Below are 14471 nucleotides of genomic sequence, written 5' to 3' on the forward strand. Positions count from 1 at the left end.
GCCATGACAAAAAATCAACCCTTCTTCACGCATAATCGCGACAGCGATACCTTCATGCCCACGCCCGTCTCCAACGGACCGTGGGACCCCAATTCCCTGCACGGCCGCGTCGTTGTCGGCCTGCTCGCCCATGTGATCGAGCAGCGCCACGGCTCCGAAGATTTCGTGCCGGCGCGGCTCACCGTCGACATGTTCCGCCTGCCCAACACCACGACGCCGATCGAGGTCAAGACCAAACGCGTCCGCGACGGCCTGCGCATCAAGGTGGTGGAGGCCGAGTTTTTCAGTGGCGGCACCAGCATGGCGCGCGCCTCCTGCCAGTTATTGCGCAAGACGGAAAACGCGCCCGGCAATGTCTGGTCGCCGCCGAACTGGGATGCGCCGAAGCCGGCGGACATTCCAAAGCCCACCGATCCCAGGCTCGGCATGAACGGCAAATGGACCACGCGGCCGATCGTGGGCCACATGGGTTCGCTCGGGCCGCGGCGATTGTGGATGAGCGAGGTCCGCGAACTCGTCGAGGGCGTGCCGATGTCGCCGTTCGTGCATGTCGCTACGGGAGCAGATTTCGCCAGCCCCTTCGCCAATGCCGGCGATCAGGGGCTCGGCTACATCAACAGCGACGTCACGCTCTATCTGCACCGGCTCCCCGTCACGCCATGGGTCGGCTTCGACGTGGTCAACCACCACGCCACCGACGGCATCGCGATCGGCGAATGCTGGCTTTATGACGAACAGGGCCCGATCGGGACGTCCACGGTAGCGGCGCTCGCACAGCGCAAGCCGATGACAAACGTGCCGCCGCCGTAAGGGTAGGCGGCGCTCGTCGTTGGCCGTCATTGCGAGGAGCGAAGCGACGAAGCAATCCATTTCTCCGCTTGTGGCGCTATGGATTGCTTCGCTCCGCTCGCAATGACGGCGGAGAGGCCGTCACTCCGCCAAATGCCGCTTCATCTCCGGCCGTGCCTTCAGCGCCGCGCCCTGTTTCGCAACGATCTTGGCGATCCGCTCCGGCGCAAACTTGATGTCGACGAACGCTGGCGCGGTGTTGGCGACCTCGTGATATTCCAAGATCTTGCCGTCGCGCAGCCGCATGATCGCGACGCCCTCGAACATCGCGCGCGCACCTTGCGCTTCCGGCAGCGTCGAGCGGTAGCTGAAGGTGTAGCGCGCATAGAGCTTCTCTCCGTCGCTGACGGGATCGTGCATGTCCCAGCGAAAATCGGTGGCGGTGCGATAGAACCAGTCGTCGATCATGCCTGAGATTTTCGCACGGCCTTCGAACGCGCCGTAGAACACGTCATAATAGACGCCGTCTTCCGTGAACAATTCCGAGAAAGCCTTGCCGTCGCGTTGCTCGACGGCATCGCAGAACGCGCGGAGCATGGTGGATGGGTTCATCGTTTTGCCTCCCCGAGGTCGTCATGCCCCGCGAAGGCGGGGCATCCAGTATTCCAGAGAGCGTGATTTTATTCGATAGGCCGCGGCGTACTGGATCGTCCGCCTTCGCGGACGATGACACCGTCGTTGCAGCGAGACCTCACCCCATCTCCGCCACCGCCGCCATGATCCGCGCGATGTCCTGTGGACGCGACAGGCGGTGGTCGCCATCCTGGATCATGGTCAGCACCACGTCCTCGGCCGGCAGCCGGTGCGCCAGCGCAAACGCGTGCTGCCAGGGCACGTCGGGGTCCTGCGCGCCCTGCAGGATGCGAACCGGGCATCCGACTTCGATGGCGCTGCCGAGCAGGAGATGGTTGCGCCCCTCCTCGATCAGCGCGCGGGTGATCGGATAGGGCGCGCCGTCGCCATACTCCGACGGCCGCATCCACACACCTTTGGTCCTGATCTCCTCGCGGACCTCGTCGGAGAACGCGTTCCACATCAATTGCTCGGTGAAATCAGGCGCCGGCGCGATCAGCACCAGCCCGGCGAGATCAGCCGCCTTCGCATCACGGTTGGGAATGGCGCGCGCCAGCAGCAGCGCCATCCAGCCGCCCATCGACGAGCCGATCACGACCTGCGGCCCCCGGCAGAACTGCTCGAACACGGCGACGGCCTCTTCCAGCCAGCGCCCGATGGTACCGTCGATGAAAGCGCCACCCGATTCGCCATGGCCGGAATAATCGAACCTGACGCAGGCGCGGCCATGTTCCGCGGCCCAGGCGTCCAGCGCCAGCGCCTTGGTGCCCCGCATGTCGGAATTGAAACCGCCGAGCCAGAACAGCCCGGGCCCGCTGCCGGCACGGGCCCGCACGGCGATCCGGCGGCCGTCAGTGCCCTCCCCAACCTCGATAAAGGTCGGTTCCTGGTCGATTGGTGCTGAATTGGTCATGGATCTGTCACTCTTGCCCACCGCTTTTGTCCGCGAGCCCGCTTCAAGGGTCAAGCGCGACCGGACTTTGCTTGCGCATCCGGCCCCCGAGCTATATTTGCCTGAAGTGACCGAAATGCCTCGCATTTGACGGTTTTCGGGCGCAGACCGTGAGTTCGCTTGCTGTTATCAGCGTATTGCTTCAAACTACGGCCTTCCTTTCACAACTTTGGAGAGTTACCCATTCGCCGTCCCAACAGAGCCCCGCCCGCTGCAACCAAAGACGGGCCGCGCACCAATGATGATATCCGCAACGCGCAGATCCAGCTGATCGATCAGACCGGCCTCAACCACGGAACAGTCGAGACCGTGGTCGCCATCAAGATGGCCCTCGAAGCGGGCATGGATCTCGTCGAGATTTCGCCGAACAACAATCCTCCCGTTTGCAAGATTATGGACTACGGGAAGTTCAAGTATTCGGCACAGAAGAAAGCCGCCGAGGCGCGCAAGAAGCAGAAGATCGTCGAGATCAAGGAGATCAAGCTGCGGCCGATGATCGACGATCACGATTACGACGTGAAGATGCGCGCGATGCAGCGGTTCTTCGAGGAAGGCGACAAGGTCAAGATCACCTTGCGCTACCGTGGCCGCGAAATGGCGCACCAGGAGATCGGCACCAAGCTTCTCGACAAGGTCAAGGCCGACGTCGCCGAGTTCGCCAAGGTCGAGCAGGACGCGCGTTTCGAAGGCCGTCAGGTCGTGATGGTGCTGGCGCCGCGCTGATTTGAGTTACTGGAATTGAGAGCGGCCCGTCGGATGATCTGACGGGCCGTTTTCGTTTCCCGTAGCCCGGATGGAGCGAAGCGCAATCCGGGACAGGTCGATCCGCGTATACACCGCCCCGGATTTCGCTTCGCTACATCCGGGCTACGGCTCTACGGCTACGCGCTTAGCCCCGCGTGGCCTGCCAGGTGCCGCTGCAACGGTCGCCGGTGATGATACCATGCCACGCGCCCGCGCCATAGGTGCCGGCCAGCCGGCCACCGCCACTGGCCCTGGATGCACCAACGGAAACATTGACCGCAACCGCGCCCGCGCGATTGACCGAGCCTGAAACCCTGCCACCGCCGGCCGATAAAACGCGGCTGCCGACGACCGTGAAGGGAACGCTGTACCCGGAACTGCAATTGCCCCGCGTGGTGGCAAAGACCACGTTCCAGGTGCCGTCATAGGCTCGCAGCGACTTGCCGCCCCTCGGCGCGGCCTCGGCGGTTCCCGGCGCGGCCATGACGGCCAGCGCGGCGAACACGGGAAGCCAGCGCAGGCTGCGCAGGCGGGGAAACGCAGCAATCGATCGGTGAAAATGGGTCATTTCTTCCTGCTCCGGACCGGGATGTTAATGACATCACCGGGTAGTAGCAGCACCGCCTTCCGCGGTTCATCGTTGCCAATTGGCGCTTCATCTGCCATAAGCCCGACCTTCATCGCCCGGCTGATCAAGGGCTGCCGTGTCGATGTCCGTGCGGGTTATCTCGAATTCTGAGAAAACCTGAGCACTTTCAACGCTCTAACGAGCATTTTAAGCCGCAAAAGCGCCCCTCGGGCGCATTTTTCTGTGGCCGATAGGAGAGCCAAATGCCCAAGCTGAAGACCAAGTCAGGCGCTAAAAAGCGCTTCAAGGTGACTGCCACCGGCAAAGTGATGCACGCCCAGCGCGGCAAGCGCCACGGCATGATCAAGCGGACCAAGAAGCAGATTCGTCAGCTCCGCGGCACCCGCGTGCTGTTCAAGACCGACGGCGACAACGTCAAGAAGTACTTCTTGCCGAACGCCTGATCGCGCTCGCATTCCGCTCAAGCCGGCCGCGTCCGCGCGGCGATCCATCACCGATTAAAAATCAAGGATAGCAGTCATGTCTCGCGTCAAACGCGGTGTGACCTCTCACGCCAGGCACAAGAAAGTCTACAAGGCCGCCAAGGGTTTCCGCGGCCGCCGCAAGAACACCATCCGCGCGGCGAAAGCTGCGGTCGAGAAGGCCGGCCAATATGCCTTCCGTGACCGCAAGCGCAAGAAGCGCACCTTCCGCGCGCTCTGGATCCAGCGCATCAATGCCGCGGTGCGTCCGTTCGGCATGACCTACAGCGTCTTTATCAACGGCCTGTCGAAGTCGGGCATCACGGTGGACCGCAAGGTGCTGTCGGATCTCGCCATCACCGAGCCGGCGGCGTTCCAGGCGATCGCCGAGAAGGCCAAGGCCGCGCTCGCGGCGTAAGCTGTCGCCGCTCTTCGCTCTTCTGCGATGCTTTCGGAGGTCGTCATGGCCGGGCTTGTCCCGGCCATCCATGCCCTCCCTTCTCGCAAACGCTGTATGACGTGGATGCCCGGGACGTCTGGCGCGAAGACGCGCTTCGCGCTATTGCCCGGGCATGACGGGCTAGGAGCATCGGCTTTAGCATCCTAGTCAAAAGGATCGCCATGACCGACCTAGCTCAACTCGAATCCCAAATTCTCGACCAGATCGCAGCCGCCGGCGACGAAGCAGCCCTCGAAGGCGTGCGCGTCGCAGCGCTCGGCAAGAAAGGCTCGATCTCCGCGCTGCTCGCTACCCTCGGTAAGATGTCGCCCGAGGAACGCAAGACGCAGGGCGCCGCGATCAATCTCGCCAAGGACAAGGTCACGCAGGCGCTCTCCGCACGCCGCGACATCCTGAAATCGGCGGCGCTCGATGCCCGTCTCGCCTCCGAGACCATCGACGTCACGCTGCCGCTGCGCGAGGCGCCCGCGGAAGCCGGCCGCATCCATCCGCTGAGCCAGGTCTTCGAAGAGGTCAACACGATCTTCGCCGACATGGGATTTGCGATCGCCGAAGGTCCCGATATCGAGACCGACGATTACAACTTCACAAAACTGAATTTCCCCGAGGGACATCCGGCGCGGGAGATGCACGACACCTTCTTCTTCAACCCTGGGGAAGACGGTTCGCGCATGCTGTTGCGCACGCATACGTCGCCAGTGCAGGTACGGACGATGCTCACGCAGAAGCCGCCGATCCGCGTGGTCTGCCCGGGCCGCACCTATCGCATCGATTCCGACGCGACGCATACGCCGCAGTTCCATCAGGTCGAAGGCCTCGTCATCGACAAGGGCTCGCATCTCGGCCACCTCAAATGGATCCTGCACGAGTTCTGCAAGGCGTTCTTCGAGGTCGACCACATCAACATGCGGTTCCGCCCGTCGTTCTTCCCGTTCACCGAGCCTTCGCTCGAGGTCGACATCCAGTGCCGGCGCGACAAGGGCGAGATCCGCTTCGGCGAGGGCGAGGACTGGCTGGAGATTCTGGGCTGCGGCATGGTGCATCCGAACGTGCTGCGCGCCTGCGGCATCGATCCCGACGTCTACCAGGGCTTTGCCTGGGGCATGGGCATCGACCGCATCGCGATGCTGAAATACGGCATCGCTGATTTGCGTCAGTTGTTCGAGAACGACGTGCGCTGGCTCAATCATTACGGCTTCAAGCCGCTCGACGTCCCGACGCTCGCCGGGGGATTGAGCACGTGACCCTGAGCGGCATCCCGCGAGAGTATCTCGGCTTGCAGTCGTTCGCGTTCGGCGACGGGCCTGATCTTGCCGACGAATTGCTCGATCTCGTGATCCGGGGCGTCAAGACCGCGACCTGCAGCACCGAAGATCAGGCCTCGACACCGGGCGCGCGCTGGATCGTGCGCGATGGGCGCGGCCAACCGCGCTGTGTCATCGAAACGACCGAGGTGACCTATCGTCGCTTCGGCGACGTTGATGCGGCCTTTGCCTACGATGAAGGCGAAGGCAATCGCAGTCTCGACTACTGGCGGCAGGCGCACCGCACTTATTTCGGCCGGCAAGGTAAGTTTCGCGAAGACATGATGCTGATGTGCGAACGCTTTCGTCTGGTCGAGGTTTTCTAGGAATGTACCCATGAAATTCACGCTCTCCTGGCTGAAGGAACATCTCGACACCGACGAACCGCTGGAAAAGCTGGCCGACAAGCTCACCATGATCGGGCTCGAGGTCGAGAGCATCGAGGACAAGGCGAAGGCGCTTTCGCCGTTCTCGATCGCGCGGGTGATTTCGGCCGAGCAGCATCCGAATGCAGACCGCCTGCGGGTGTGCATGGTCGACACCGGCAACGGAGCCGCACCGGTGCAGGTGGTCTGCGGGGCGCCGAATGCGCGTACCGGCCTCGTCAGCGTGTTCTCTCCGCCCGGCACGTTCATCCCCGGCAAGAACATCACGCTCGGCGTCGGCACCATCAGGGGCGTCGAGAGCCGCGGCATGCTGTGCTCGGCAGCCGAGCTCGAGATTTCCGAGGACCATGACGGCATCATGGAGCTGCCGGCCGATGCACCCATCGGCAAGGGTTATGCCGAATGGGCAGGCCTCGGCGATCCCGTGCTCGAAATCAATTTGACGCCGAACCGCCAGGACTGCACCGGCGTGCACGGCATCGCGCGCGACCTCTCCGCCGCCGACATGGGCAAGCTCATCGATCCCGGTATCAAGCCGGTCAAGGGTGAATTCCCCTGCCCGGTGAAGGTGACGGTGGAAGACGCCGCACTGTGCCCGGGCTTCGCGCTGCGGCTGGTGCGCGGCGTCAAGAACGGTCCGTCGCCGGAGTGGTTGCAGAAACGTCTGACCTCGATCGGGCTGCGGCCGATCAATGCGCTGGTCGACATCACCAACTTCATGACCTACGACCGCGCCCGGCCGCTCCACGTGTTCGACGCCAAGAAGGTGAACGGCAATCTCACCGTGCGCCGCGCCAAAGACGGCGAGAGCCTGCTGGCGCTCGATGGACGCACCTATACGCTCGATCCCAACATCTGCGTGATCTCGGACGAGCACGGCGTCGAATCGCTGGCCGGCATCATGGGCGGCGAGACTTCCGGCTGCGACGAGAACACCACTGACGTGCTGGTCGAATCGGCGCTGTGGAACGAGATCAACATCGCGCAGACCGGCCGCAAGCTCGGCATCAATTCGGACGCGCGCTATCGGTTCGAGCGCGGCGTCGATCCGGCTTTCATGGTGCCGGGGCTGGAGCTCGCGACGAAACTCGTGATGGAGCTCTGCGGCGGTACGCCGTCGGAGACCGTGGTCGTCGGCAAGGCCTTCGGCGACGACCGCATCATCGATTTCCCGCTGAGCGAGGTCAAACGTCTGGCGGGAATCGAAGTGCCGCTGGTCGAAATGCGGCGCATCCTCGGCCATCTCGGCTTCATGGTCGCCGGCAGCGGCCCGGTGGTGAAGGTCGCGGTGCCTTCATGGCGCACCGATGTGCACGGCAAGGCGGACATCGTCGAGGAAATCGTTCGCATCGTTGGCGTCGACAAGGTGCCGATGACGCCGTTCGAGCGCGGCGACGACGCGCGCAAGCCTGTGCTGACCACGATCCAGCTCCGCAACCGCCGCGCCAAGCGCGCGCTGGCTGCGCGAGGTATGGTGGAAGCCGTAACCTGGTCGTTCATTTCCAAGCCGCATGCCGAATTGTTCGGCGGCGGCCAGGCCGAGCTGGCGCTCGCCAACCCGATCGCCTCCGACCTCTCGGACATGCGGCCGAGCCTGCTGCCGGGCCTCGTCGCCGCGGCGCAAGCCAACGCCAACCGCGGCTACTCTGACGTCGCGCTGTTCGAGGTTGGCCAGATCTTTAGGGGCGACAAGCCCGAGGACCAGTTCGTTGCGGCCGCAGGCGTGCGCCACGGCTTTGCGTCCTCGAAGGGCATGGGCCGGCACTGGTCGGGCTCGGCCATGACCGACGCGCTCGACGCCAAGGCCGATGCGTTCGCCGTGCTTGCGGCGGCCGGCGCGCCGATGCAGGCGCTGCAGATCGTTCCAGGTGGACCTGCGTGGCTGCATCCGGGGCGCTCCGGCACCATCCAGATCGGACCGCAGAACGTGCTGGGTCACTTCGGCGAACTGCACCCGCGTACACTGGAGGCGCTCGGCGCCGACGGCCCGCTGATTGCGTTTGAGGTGATCCTCGACCGTATTCCAGACGCCAAGAAGAAGGCCACCCGCGCCAAGCCGCTGCTCGACCTCTCCGCATTCCAGCCGGTGTCGCGCGACTTCGCTTTCATCGTCGATCGCACCGTCAAGGCCGGCGACATCGTGCGATCGGCGCAGAGCGTCGACAAGAAGCTGATCACGGATGTGACCGTATTCGACGTCTATGAAGGCAAGGGCATCGATCCGGACAAGAAATCGGTCGCGATCGCCGTGACGATTCAGCCGCGCGAGAAGACGCTGACCGATCAGGAGATCGACGCGGTAGCGGCGAAGATCGTGGCCGAAGTGACGAAGAAAACCGGCGGCACGCTGCGAGCATGATGCCGCATGAACCCCGCGGCGCTCATTCCGGCTGACGTCGGCATCAACGCGGCGATCGCGATCTGCGCGGTCGCCTTCGTCTCGGGGACGGCGAGGGGGTTTTCCGGGTTCGGCTCGGCGCTGATCTTCATGCCGCTCGCCAGCTCCATCGCCGACCCGCGGCTGGTCGCGGCGCTGCTCCTGATCATCGATTTCGTCGCCGCCGCGCCGCTGCTGCCGAACGCCTGGCAAAAGGCCGACCGCAAGGCGACCGCGATCATCGTGCTCGGCGCGGTGATCGGTGTGCCCATCGGAACATACTTCCTTAGCCGGCTAGAGCCAGTAACAACCCGCTGGATCATTTCCGTCTTCGTGTTCTCCCTGCTGCTGCTTCTGCTCTCCGGTTGGCGCTATCGCGGCAAGGACCACGCAGCCGTCGCGATCGGCATCGGCGGGCTCTCCGGCTTCTGCAGTGGACTGGCCCAGACCGGCGGCCCGCCGATCGTCGGCTACTGGCTCGGCAGGCCCATCGCCCCCGTCATCGCCCGCGCCAATATCGTGCTGTTCTTCGGCGCGTCGGATTTATTTTCCGCCGTCAGCTACGCCGCGGCCGGACTGATCACGTTGGACGCGATCAAGTTCGCGTTCGTGGTCGGCCCGGTCTATGGCATCGGCGTCTGGTTCGGCGCCTCGCTGTTCGGCAAAGCCAGCGAAACCGTGTTCCGCGCAATCTGCTACGCGCTGATCGCAGCCGCAGTGATCTTTGGTTTGCCCGCGCTGGACGGCGTGCTGCGGTAACACACGAGATCCGTAGGGCGGGCAAAGCGCAGCGTGCCCACCATTCCACGGGTGGTGCGTGTTGTGGTGGGCACGCTTCGCTTTGCCCACCCTTGCCATCAGTTAGTCGGGGATGCCGACGTACGCCGCCGCTGCTTCGCCGGCCGCGCCTCCGGTTCCGGATCCTTCAATGCGCCGATCCGCCGCAACGCCGCTTCGGCGGCGCGCTCGCCGCTCTCCCAGGCGCCGTCGATCGTTCCCCACAACGTTTCATGGGTGGCCTCGCCGGCGAGATACATGCAGCCGATCGGCTCGGTCAGAACCTTTCGCGAAGACTGCCCGCCGGGCCCGGCCGCCGACATCGCGCCGAGCGCAAACGGCGCGGCGTTCCAGCGCGTCGCGCTCGATTTCTTCACCGCGGCTGCTGCCTCGCTGCCGTACAGCTTTGTCAGCCATTCTACCGCGAACGCCACCATGGCCTTCTCGCCCTGCGCGGAGAGATCGCGGCCGAACGAGCCGGCAACGTCGATCGTGCAGAGCGACGAGCCGCCGATATTGGCGACCATCAGCGCCGTCTTGGTCGAATTGCTCTGCTCGATGACGACGTCGTCACGGGCGAGGCCCAGCGGATTACCCGCGATCTGCAGTGCGATCCGGTCGTAGCTGCCGAGGCTCAGTTTCGCAGCCGCGTCGAGTATGCGTTTCGGGATATCGGGCGCGAATTTGATATTGCCCGCGGCCAGCACATTGCTCGACACGGTGATGACGGCGGCGCGCGCGGCGATCCTGCCCGCCGGCGTTTCCACGCTGACATCGCGGTTGCTCCAGACAATGCGATTGGCCGGCGTCGACAGCGACAGCGGCACCTGCTCGCCGAGCTTTGCGATCAGCGTTCCCAATCCCTGCCGGCAGCCGATCGCGGTGTTGCGATCCTGCGCGCGGGACTTGTCGCCGACGGAGACATCTTTCAGATCCTTGCCGGAAAAACCGGCTCCCAACACGAACTCCGCCGTGCCGGCCCAGTCGCCGAGGTCCTTTGGCAGCACCGAAGCGCAGGAGACGTCAAACCGCCGCGCGGCTTCGTCGATGGCACGGTTGGTGCGCACGAGCGCGGCGAGAAATTCCTCGGTCTCGCCGGCGCGGGCGTTGCGGCGCCCGATGCGGATCTTCTGGCCCGAGGGCGCGGTCGTGATCTCGAGGCCCGCCGCGCGCGCCAGCTTGATCATCGGATTGGTCTCGGGATTGTGCATCCAGCGCGCGCCGCGATCGAACGGCACGTCGAAGGTCGAGCTGTCGGTCTGGCAGCGGCCGCCGATCTGATTTGCCGCCTCCACCACGATCACCTTGCGGTTCGCCGCCATGATCCGCCGCGCCGCAGCAATGCCGGCCGCACCCGCGCCGATCACGACGATGTCCGCTTCCCGCGGCAACGGCGCTGCTCCCGCGTGCCCCCCGGAAAAAACCGGAACCGCTGCCAGACCTGCGGACGCCGACAGGAAGGTGCGGCGGGTCATTGTCATGTCATGGTTTCCGGGGCCTGAAGGAAGCGAGAACAGCTAGCGAACTGTGCCGTATCTCACGTGACGCAGCAACACTCATGGTAAATCAATCATGATTGATCCGTCTTGGGCATGAACTAAATTGAAACGGCTTGCGACCATGATATGGAGACAAAAAAAGCGGGAGAAAAGCCGCTCTGGGGGAGTTTCATGGGCGTAATGCTCGATACGATCGGCCAGGTGATTGCGGGCTACCTTCAGAAGGAAGTCCCGGGCTACGAGCCGTTTACCCCCAGCGATCCCGAGCATCTGCGCGGCGTCATCGAACCCGGCGACGTGCTGCTGGTCGAAGGCAACAACCGGATTTCCGGCATCATCAAATACCTGACGCAATCCACCTGGTCGCATGGCGCGCTTTACGTCGGCCCGGTTGACGGCGCGTTTGAGCCCGACGGCGAGCCGCATGTGCTGATCGAGGCCAATATCGGCGAAGGCGTGACCTCGGCGCCGCTGTCAAAATATTATCCCTATCACACCCGCCTCTGCCGCCCGATCGGCCTGTCCTACGAGGACCGCACCACGGTGTGCCGCTACGCCATCAACCGCATCGGCTTCGGCTACGACACCAAGAACATCGTCGACCTGATGCGCTACCTGATCCCGCTGCCGGTGCCTCAGCGCTGGCGCCGCCGCATGATCGCGTTCGGCTCCGGCGATCCCACAAAAATCATCTGCTCGGCATTGATCGCGCAGGCGTTCGACGCCGTGCGCTACCCGATCCTGCCCAAGATCACCCGCGCTGCTTCGCGAAAAGCCCGGCGCGAAATTCTGCACATCCGCGATTCCTCCCTCTACATGCCGCGCGATTTCGACATCTCGCCCTATTTCGAAATCGTCAAACCCACCATCGTGCACGGCTTCGACTACACGGCCCTGCACTGGGCCGACAAGCAGAAGCCGCTCCCGGAGGTAGCGGGCGAATTCGGTGTGTTTCCAGAAGTCAAATCGCCGCCGCTTGCTCCTGAAGAGATTGACCAAGAGACGCCGCTTCCGGCTGCGGCTGAAGAAATGACGGTTGAGGAAGTGGTAATTGAAGAAGTGATTTGCGAAACGACGATCATCGAACGCGTCACCGTGTCGGAACATTATCTCGCCGTCGAATACGTCCCGGTCCGCACGCCGGAGCGCCGCATGAAGCCGCGCGAGATGGTGACGTAGGGACCAGAACCGTAGCCCGGATGAAGCGAAGCGCTAACTCGTTCCGCCGGATAGACTGTCCCGGATTTCGCTTCGCTCCATCCGGGCTACAAGATCCCCTAGAACCGCCCCGCCAGCGTCACGCGCACCGCGAGCGGCTCGGCGGGATGCACATGGCGGTCGGCGACGCCGCCGATCGCCTCGCCCGGCAATCGCGACAGATAATAATACTCGATCTGGTTGGTTTTCGCGTTGAAGAGATTGAGCACGTCGAGCTGCAGCCGCAGGCCGTTGTCGAATCTGTAACCCGCGCGCGCATTGAAAATAAGCGATGCCTGCGAACGGACGCTGTCGTCCTCGATCAGCGGACGCGGCCCGAAATAGCGTCCCTTCAGCGCGCCGAACCAACCGGTCTCGTTGCCGAAGGTGACCGCACCACTCGCAATCCAGGCCGGCGCACCGGGGATACGATCGCCCGCGAGATCGAAATCGGTAAAGCGGGCGCGGGTATACGCAACATCCAGATCGAACGTCAGCCACGGCACCGGCTTGTATTTGTTGGTCCACTCCACGCCGACCCGGCGGCTCGGCCGGCTGGCCTCAGTGGTGCCGGCGTCGCCCACGAACAGCAGTTCGGAGTCGAAATCGAGCACAAAGACCGCGACCGAGCTTGTCAGTCCCTCGATCGCCTTCGTGCGGACGCCGAGCTCGGCGCCCTTCGACCGAACCAGCAGCGGCACGCGATCCTGCGGCGTCACCTTGTCGATCGGATCGACCGTGATCGTCGTGCCGCGGATGTCGTTAGAGTGCAGGCCGTAGCCGGCATTGCCGTAGAACTCGGTCTTGTACCAAGGGCCAAGCACGATGCCGCCCTTCGGGCTCGTTATCGACGCTTGTGCATTGCCTGAGTTTTCCGGCGTGTCGCTGAGGACGCGGCCGGCGAAAACGTCCTCACGGATGCCAACTGTGGAGCGCAGCCAATCGGTCCAGCGCGTCGTCGTGTCAGTCCAGATGCCGACATTGCCTTCCTGCACGCGATCCTCGCGCACGGTCGAAAGCAGCGCACGCTGCTCCGTCTTGAACAGGCCGACATGGATGTCGTCGTAGCGGCTCCGCACGCCGACGCGGGTTTGAGTCTCCAAACCGCCAAGGCGCCAGTCGAAGGCATGCCGCGCGTCAAAACCGCCAAGGGTGCGGCGATCGAGCTGGTTGAACTGGTCGCCATTGACGGGATTGTCGAGGAAGTAGGTGAAATTGTTATAGAGCTGCAGTTCGGAACGCACGAAATAGGCGCTGAGATTGGTCTGGCCGTATTCGCTCGAATGCGCAAAATTGCCGGACAGGCTGAAGCGGCTGGAGACGCCGCCGTCGGTCGGATCGAGCGTGCCGAAACGGCCGATGATGCCCTGGTCGATGGCGCGTTGCGCAACCTGATCGGTTGAGTTCCAGGCGTTGGAGTAAGCCATCCCCGTCAGCGTGAACCCGTCGGTCGCTGTGCCTTGGCTGTAACGCATCACGCCGTTGACCTTGCGAACATTGTCCGGCACGTCCCATGGGCCGTTATATCTGACGCTCTCGATGGCAGTGAGCAGCGTGCCGGCCCCAACCGCAGTCGAGCCAGCGGCCAGCCCGCGTTGATAGCCGAAACTGCCAAATGTCATCTCGACGATGTTTTTGGGGAGCTTGTTGAGGTAATCGATCTCGACGGAGCCGGCCGAGCTGAAGTCGCCCACATCGGCGTAGTACGGACCCTTGCGGACATACACAGACTGAATCAGCTCAGGGATCAGAAAGTTGATATCGGCGTAGCCCTGCCCGTGGCCATGAGTTGGCATGTTGACGGGCATGCCATCGATTCTGATCGCAAGATCGGTGCCGTGGTCAAGATTGAAGCCGCGCAGGAAATACTGGTTGGCCTTACCCTCTCCGGAATGCTGGGTGACGATCAGGCCGGGTACGACCTCAAGCGCCTCGCCGGGCCGTAAGAAGGGTACGGCATTCACCTCCGCGCCGCTGATGCGCACCGCGCTGGCGGCGGCGGGTTGCAGGGCAGCGGCGCCATCGGATGAAGTGCCGGGCGTGATGCCGCTGGCGCCCGCGGTGACGGGCTGGTTCGCGCGAACGGCGGTTCTGCTCCGCGCACCACGATTTTGCGACGGTTTTGGCCGAGCCACCCGCGTGGGCGGCGTTGCGTTGGGCGCGGTGATGGTCACCGGCGGAAGCGGGTCAGGCTGAGATGCCGTCCGCTCCTGCGCCTCGGCGGGGAGCATCAGAACGGCAGAGGAAGCCGTGGCGGAAAATATCCGCAACAAGACCCTAAGCACCGCCATGCCCCCGCATGT

15 protein-coding genes are annotated in these 14471 nt (G+C 63.8%); 9 read left to right on the forward strand and 6 right to left on the reverse strand.

Translation table 11 applies throughout. The features are described from left to right. Nucleotides 1–3: 3 nt before the first annotated feature. On the forward strand, nt 4–810 hold the full coding sequence (locus KIP88_RS12050; RefSeq protein ID WP_214488135.1) for an acyl-CoA thioesterase domain-containing protein: 807 nt from the start codon (nt 4–6) through the stop codon (nt 808–810). Nucleotides 811–930: 120 nt separating this feature from the next. Here KIP88_RS12050 and KIP88_RS12055 read toward each other — a convergent pair whose 3' ends face one another. After that, nucleotides 931–1401 (reverse strand): nuclear transport factor 2 family protein, encoded by a 471-nt coding sequence (locus KIP88_RS12055; protein ID WP_214488136.1) that lies wholly within the window; start codon nt 1399–1401, stop codon nt 931–933. Nucleotides 1402–1540: 139 nt separating this feature from the next. Next, nucleotides 1541–2335, reverse strand: a complete 795-nt coding sequence (locus KIP88_RS12060) for a carboxylesterase (protein ID WP_214488137.1) — start codon at nt 2333–2335, stop codon at nt 1541–1543. 222 nt (nt 2336–2557) lie between these two features. Between KIP88_RS12060 and infC the strand changes: the two genes are divergently transcribed. After that, a complete protein-coding gene (gene infC, locus KIP88_RS12065; protein ID WP_057849055.1) occupies nt 2558–3097 on the forward strand; it encodes a translation initiation factor IF-3 in 540 nt (179 codons plus the stop codon). Nucleotides 3098–3263: 166 nt separating this feature from the next. On the opposite strand, the gene KIP88_RS12070 is transcribed toward infC, so the two are convergent. Next, nucleotides 3264–3686, reverse strand: coding sequence for a hypothetical protein (locus KIP88_RS12070; protein ID WP_214488138.1), 423 nt, complete (start codon nt 3684–3686; stop codon nt 3264–3266). Nucleotides 3687–3949: 263 nt separating this feature from the next. Between KIP88_RS12070 and rpmI the strand changes: the two genes are divergently transcribed. From rpmI to pheT, 5 genes are all read left to right on the forward strand, one after another. Continuing rightward, nucleotides 3950–4150: a 50S ribosomal protein L35 gene (gene rpmI / locus KIP88_RS12075; RefSeq protein ID WP_008539890.1), complete on the forward strand. Its 201-nt coding sequence runs from the start codon at nt 3950–3952 to the stop codon at nt 4148–4150. Between the two features lie 76 nt (nt 4151–4226). Continuing rightward, entirely contained in the window at nt 4227–4586 is a 360-nt protein-coding gene (gene rplT / locus KIP88_RS12080; protein ID WP_108512729.1) for a 50S ribosomal protein L20, read from the forward strand. 203 nt (nt 4587–4789) lie between these two features. After that, the gene (gene pheS, locus KIP88_RS12085) at nt 4790–5872 is read left to right on the forward strand and encodes a phenylalanine--tRNA ligase subunit alpha (protein WP_214488139.1); all 1083 of its coding nucleotides are present in this window, start codon (nt 4790–4792) and stop codon (nt 5870–5872) included. Further along, nucleotides 5869–6258 (forward strand): ASCH domain-containing protein, encoded by a 390-nt coding sequence (locus KIP88_RS12090; RefSeq protein ID WP_214488140.1) that lies wholly within the window; start codon nt 5869–5871, stop codon nt 6256–6258. The genes pheS and KIP88_RS12090 overlap by 4 nt, the downstream gene beginning before the upstream one ends. 10 nt (nt 6259–6268) lie before the next feature. Then, on the forward strand, nt 6269–8677 hold the full coding sequence (gene pheT / locus KIP88_RS12095; protein WP_214488141.1) for a phenylalanine--tRNA ligase subunit beta: 2409 nt from the start codon (nt 6269–6271) through the stop codon (nt 8675–8677). On the opposite strand, the gene KIP88_RS48155 is transcribed toward pheT, so the two are convergent. Then, nucleotides 8602–8808 (reverse strand): hypothetical protein, encoded by a 207-nt coding sequence (locus KIP88_RS48155; RefSeq protein ID WP_308163547.1) that lies wholly within the window; start codon nt 8806–8808, stop codon nt 8602–8604. The two genes, pheT and KIP88_RS48155, sit on opposite strands and share 76 nt — an antisense overlap. Between KIP88_RS48155 and KIP88_RS12100 the strand changes: the two genes are divergently transcribed. Then, nucleotides 8738–9454 carry a sulfite exporter TauE/SafE family protein gene (locus KIP88_RS12100; RefSeq protein WP_308163546.1) on the forward strand — a complete coding sequence of 239 codons (717 nt, stop codon included), beginning with the start codon at nt 8738–8740 and terminating at the stop codon, nt 9452–9454. The two genes, KIP88_RS48155 and KIP88_RS12100, sit on opposite strands and share 71 nt — an antisense overlap. 98 nt (nt 9455–9552) lie before the next feature. Here KIP88_RS12100 and KIP88_RS12105 read toward each other — a convergent pair whose 3' ends face one another. Continuing rightward, a complete protein-coding gene (locus tag KIP88_RS12105; RefSeq protein WP_214488143.1) occupies nt 9553–10953 on the reverse strand; it encodes an NAD(P)/FAD-dependent oxidoreductase in 1401 nt (466 codons plus the stop codon). A gap of 189 nt (nt 10954–11142) precedes the next feature. On the opposite strand from KIP88_RS12105, the gene KIP88_RS12110 reads away from it, so the two are divergent. Beyond that, complete coding sequence (locus KIP88_RS12110) at nt 11143–12150, forward strand: YiiX/YebB-like N1pC/P60 family cysteine hydrolase (protein ID WP_214488144.1); 1008 nt, start codon at nt 11143–11145, stop codon at nt 12148–12150. Between the two features lie 98 nt (nt 12151–12248). Here the strand turns inward: KIP88_RS12110 and KIP88_RS12115 are convergent, their stop codons facing one another. Beyond that, the gene (locus tag KIP88_RS12115) at nt 12249–14459 is read right to left on the reverse strand and encodes a TonB-dependent receptor (protein WP_249790730.1); all 2211 of its coding nucleotides are present in this window, start codon (nt 14457–14459) and stop codon (nt 12249–12251) included. Between the last annotated feature and the right edge of the window lie 12 nt (nt 14460–14471).

Source organism: Bradyrhizobium sp. SRL28, from assembly GCF_018596315.1.
GTDB lineage: Bacteria > Pseudomonadota > Alphaproteobacteria > Rhizobiales > Xanthobacteraceae > Bradyrhizobium.

Excerpts from the sequence above, each read along its gene's own strand:
- KIP88_RS12050 (WP_214488135.1), top strand. The coding sequence starts at position 4 with ATGACAAAAAATCAACCCTTCTTCACGCATAATCGCGACAGCGATACC.
- KIP88_RS12055 (WP_214488136.1), bottom strand. The coding sequence starts at position 1,401 with ATGAACCCATCCACCATGCTCCGCGCGTTCTGCGATGCCGTCGAGCAA.
- KIP88_RS12060 (WP_214488137.1), bottom strand. The coding sequence starts at position 2,335 with ATGACCAATTCAGCACCAATCGACCAGGAACCGACCTTTATCGAGGTT.
- KIP88_RS12070 (WP_214488138.1), bottom strand. The coding sequence starts at position 3,686 with ATGACCCATTTTCACCGATCGATTGCTGCGTTTCCCCGCCTGCGCAGC.
- rpmI (WP_008539890.1), top strand. The coding sequence starts at position 3,950 with ATGCCCAAGCTGAAGACCAAGTCAGGCGCTAAAAAGCGCTTCAAGGTG.
- rplT (WP_108512729.1), top strand. The coding sequence starts at position 4,227 with ATGTCTCGCGTCAAACGCGGTGTGACCTCTCACGCCAGGCACAAGAAA.
- pheS (WP_214488139.1), top strand. The coding sequence starts at position 4,790 with ATGACCGACCTAGCTCAACTCGAATCCCAAATTCTCGACCAGATCGCA.
- pheT (WP_214488141.1), top strand. The coding sequence starts at position 6,269 with ATGAAATTCACGCTCTCCTGGCTGAAGGAACATCTCGACACCGACGAA.
- KIP88_RS48155 (WP_308163547.1), bottom strand. The coding sequence starts at position 8,808 with ATGAAGATCAGCGCCGAGCCGAACCCGGAAAACCCCCTCGCCGTCCCC.
- KIP88_RS12105 (WP_214488143.1), bottom strand. The coding sequence starts at position 10,953 with ATGACAATGACCCGCCGCACCTTCCTGTCGGCGTCCGCAGGTCTGGCA.
- KIP88_RS12110 (WP_214488144.1), top strand. The coding sequence starts at position 11,143 with ATGGGCGTAATGCTCGATACGATCGGCCAGGTGATTGCGGGCTACCTT.
- KIP88_RS12115 (WP_249790730.1), bottom strand. The coding sequence starts at position 14,459 with ATGGCGGTGCTTAGGGTCTTGTTGCGGATATTTTCCGCCACGGCTTCC.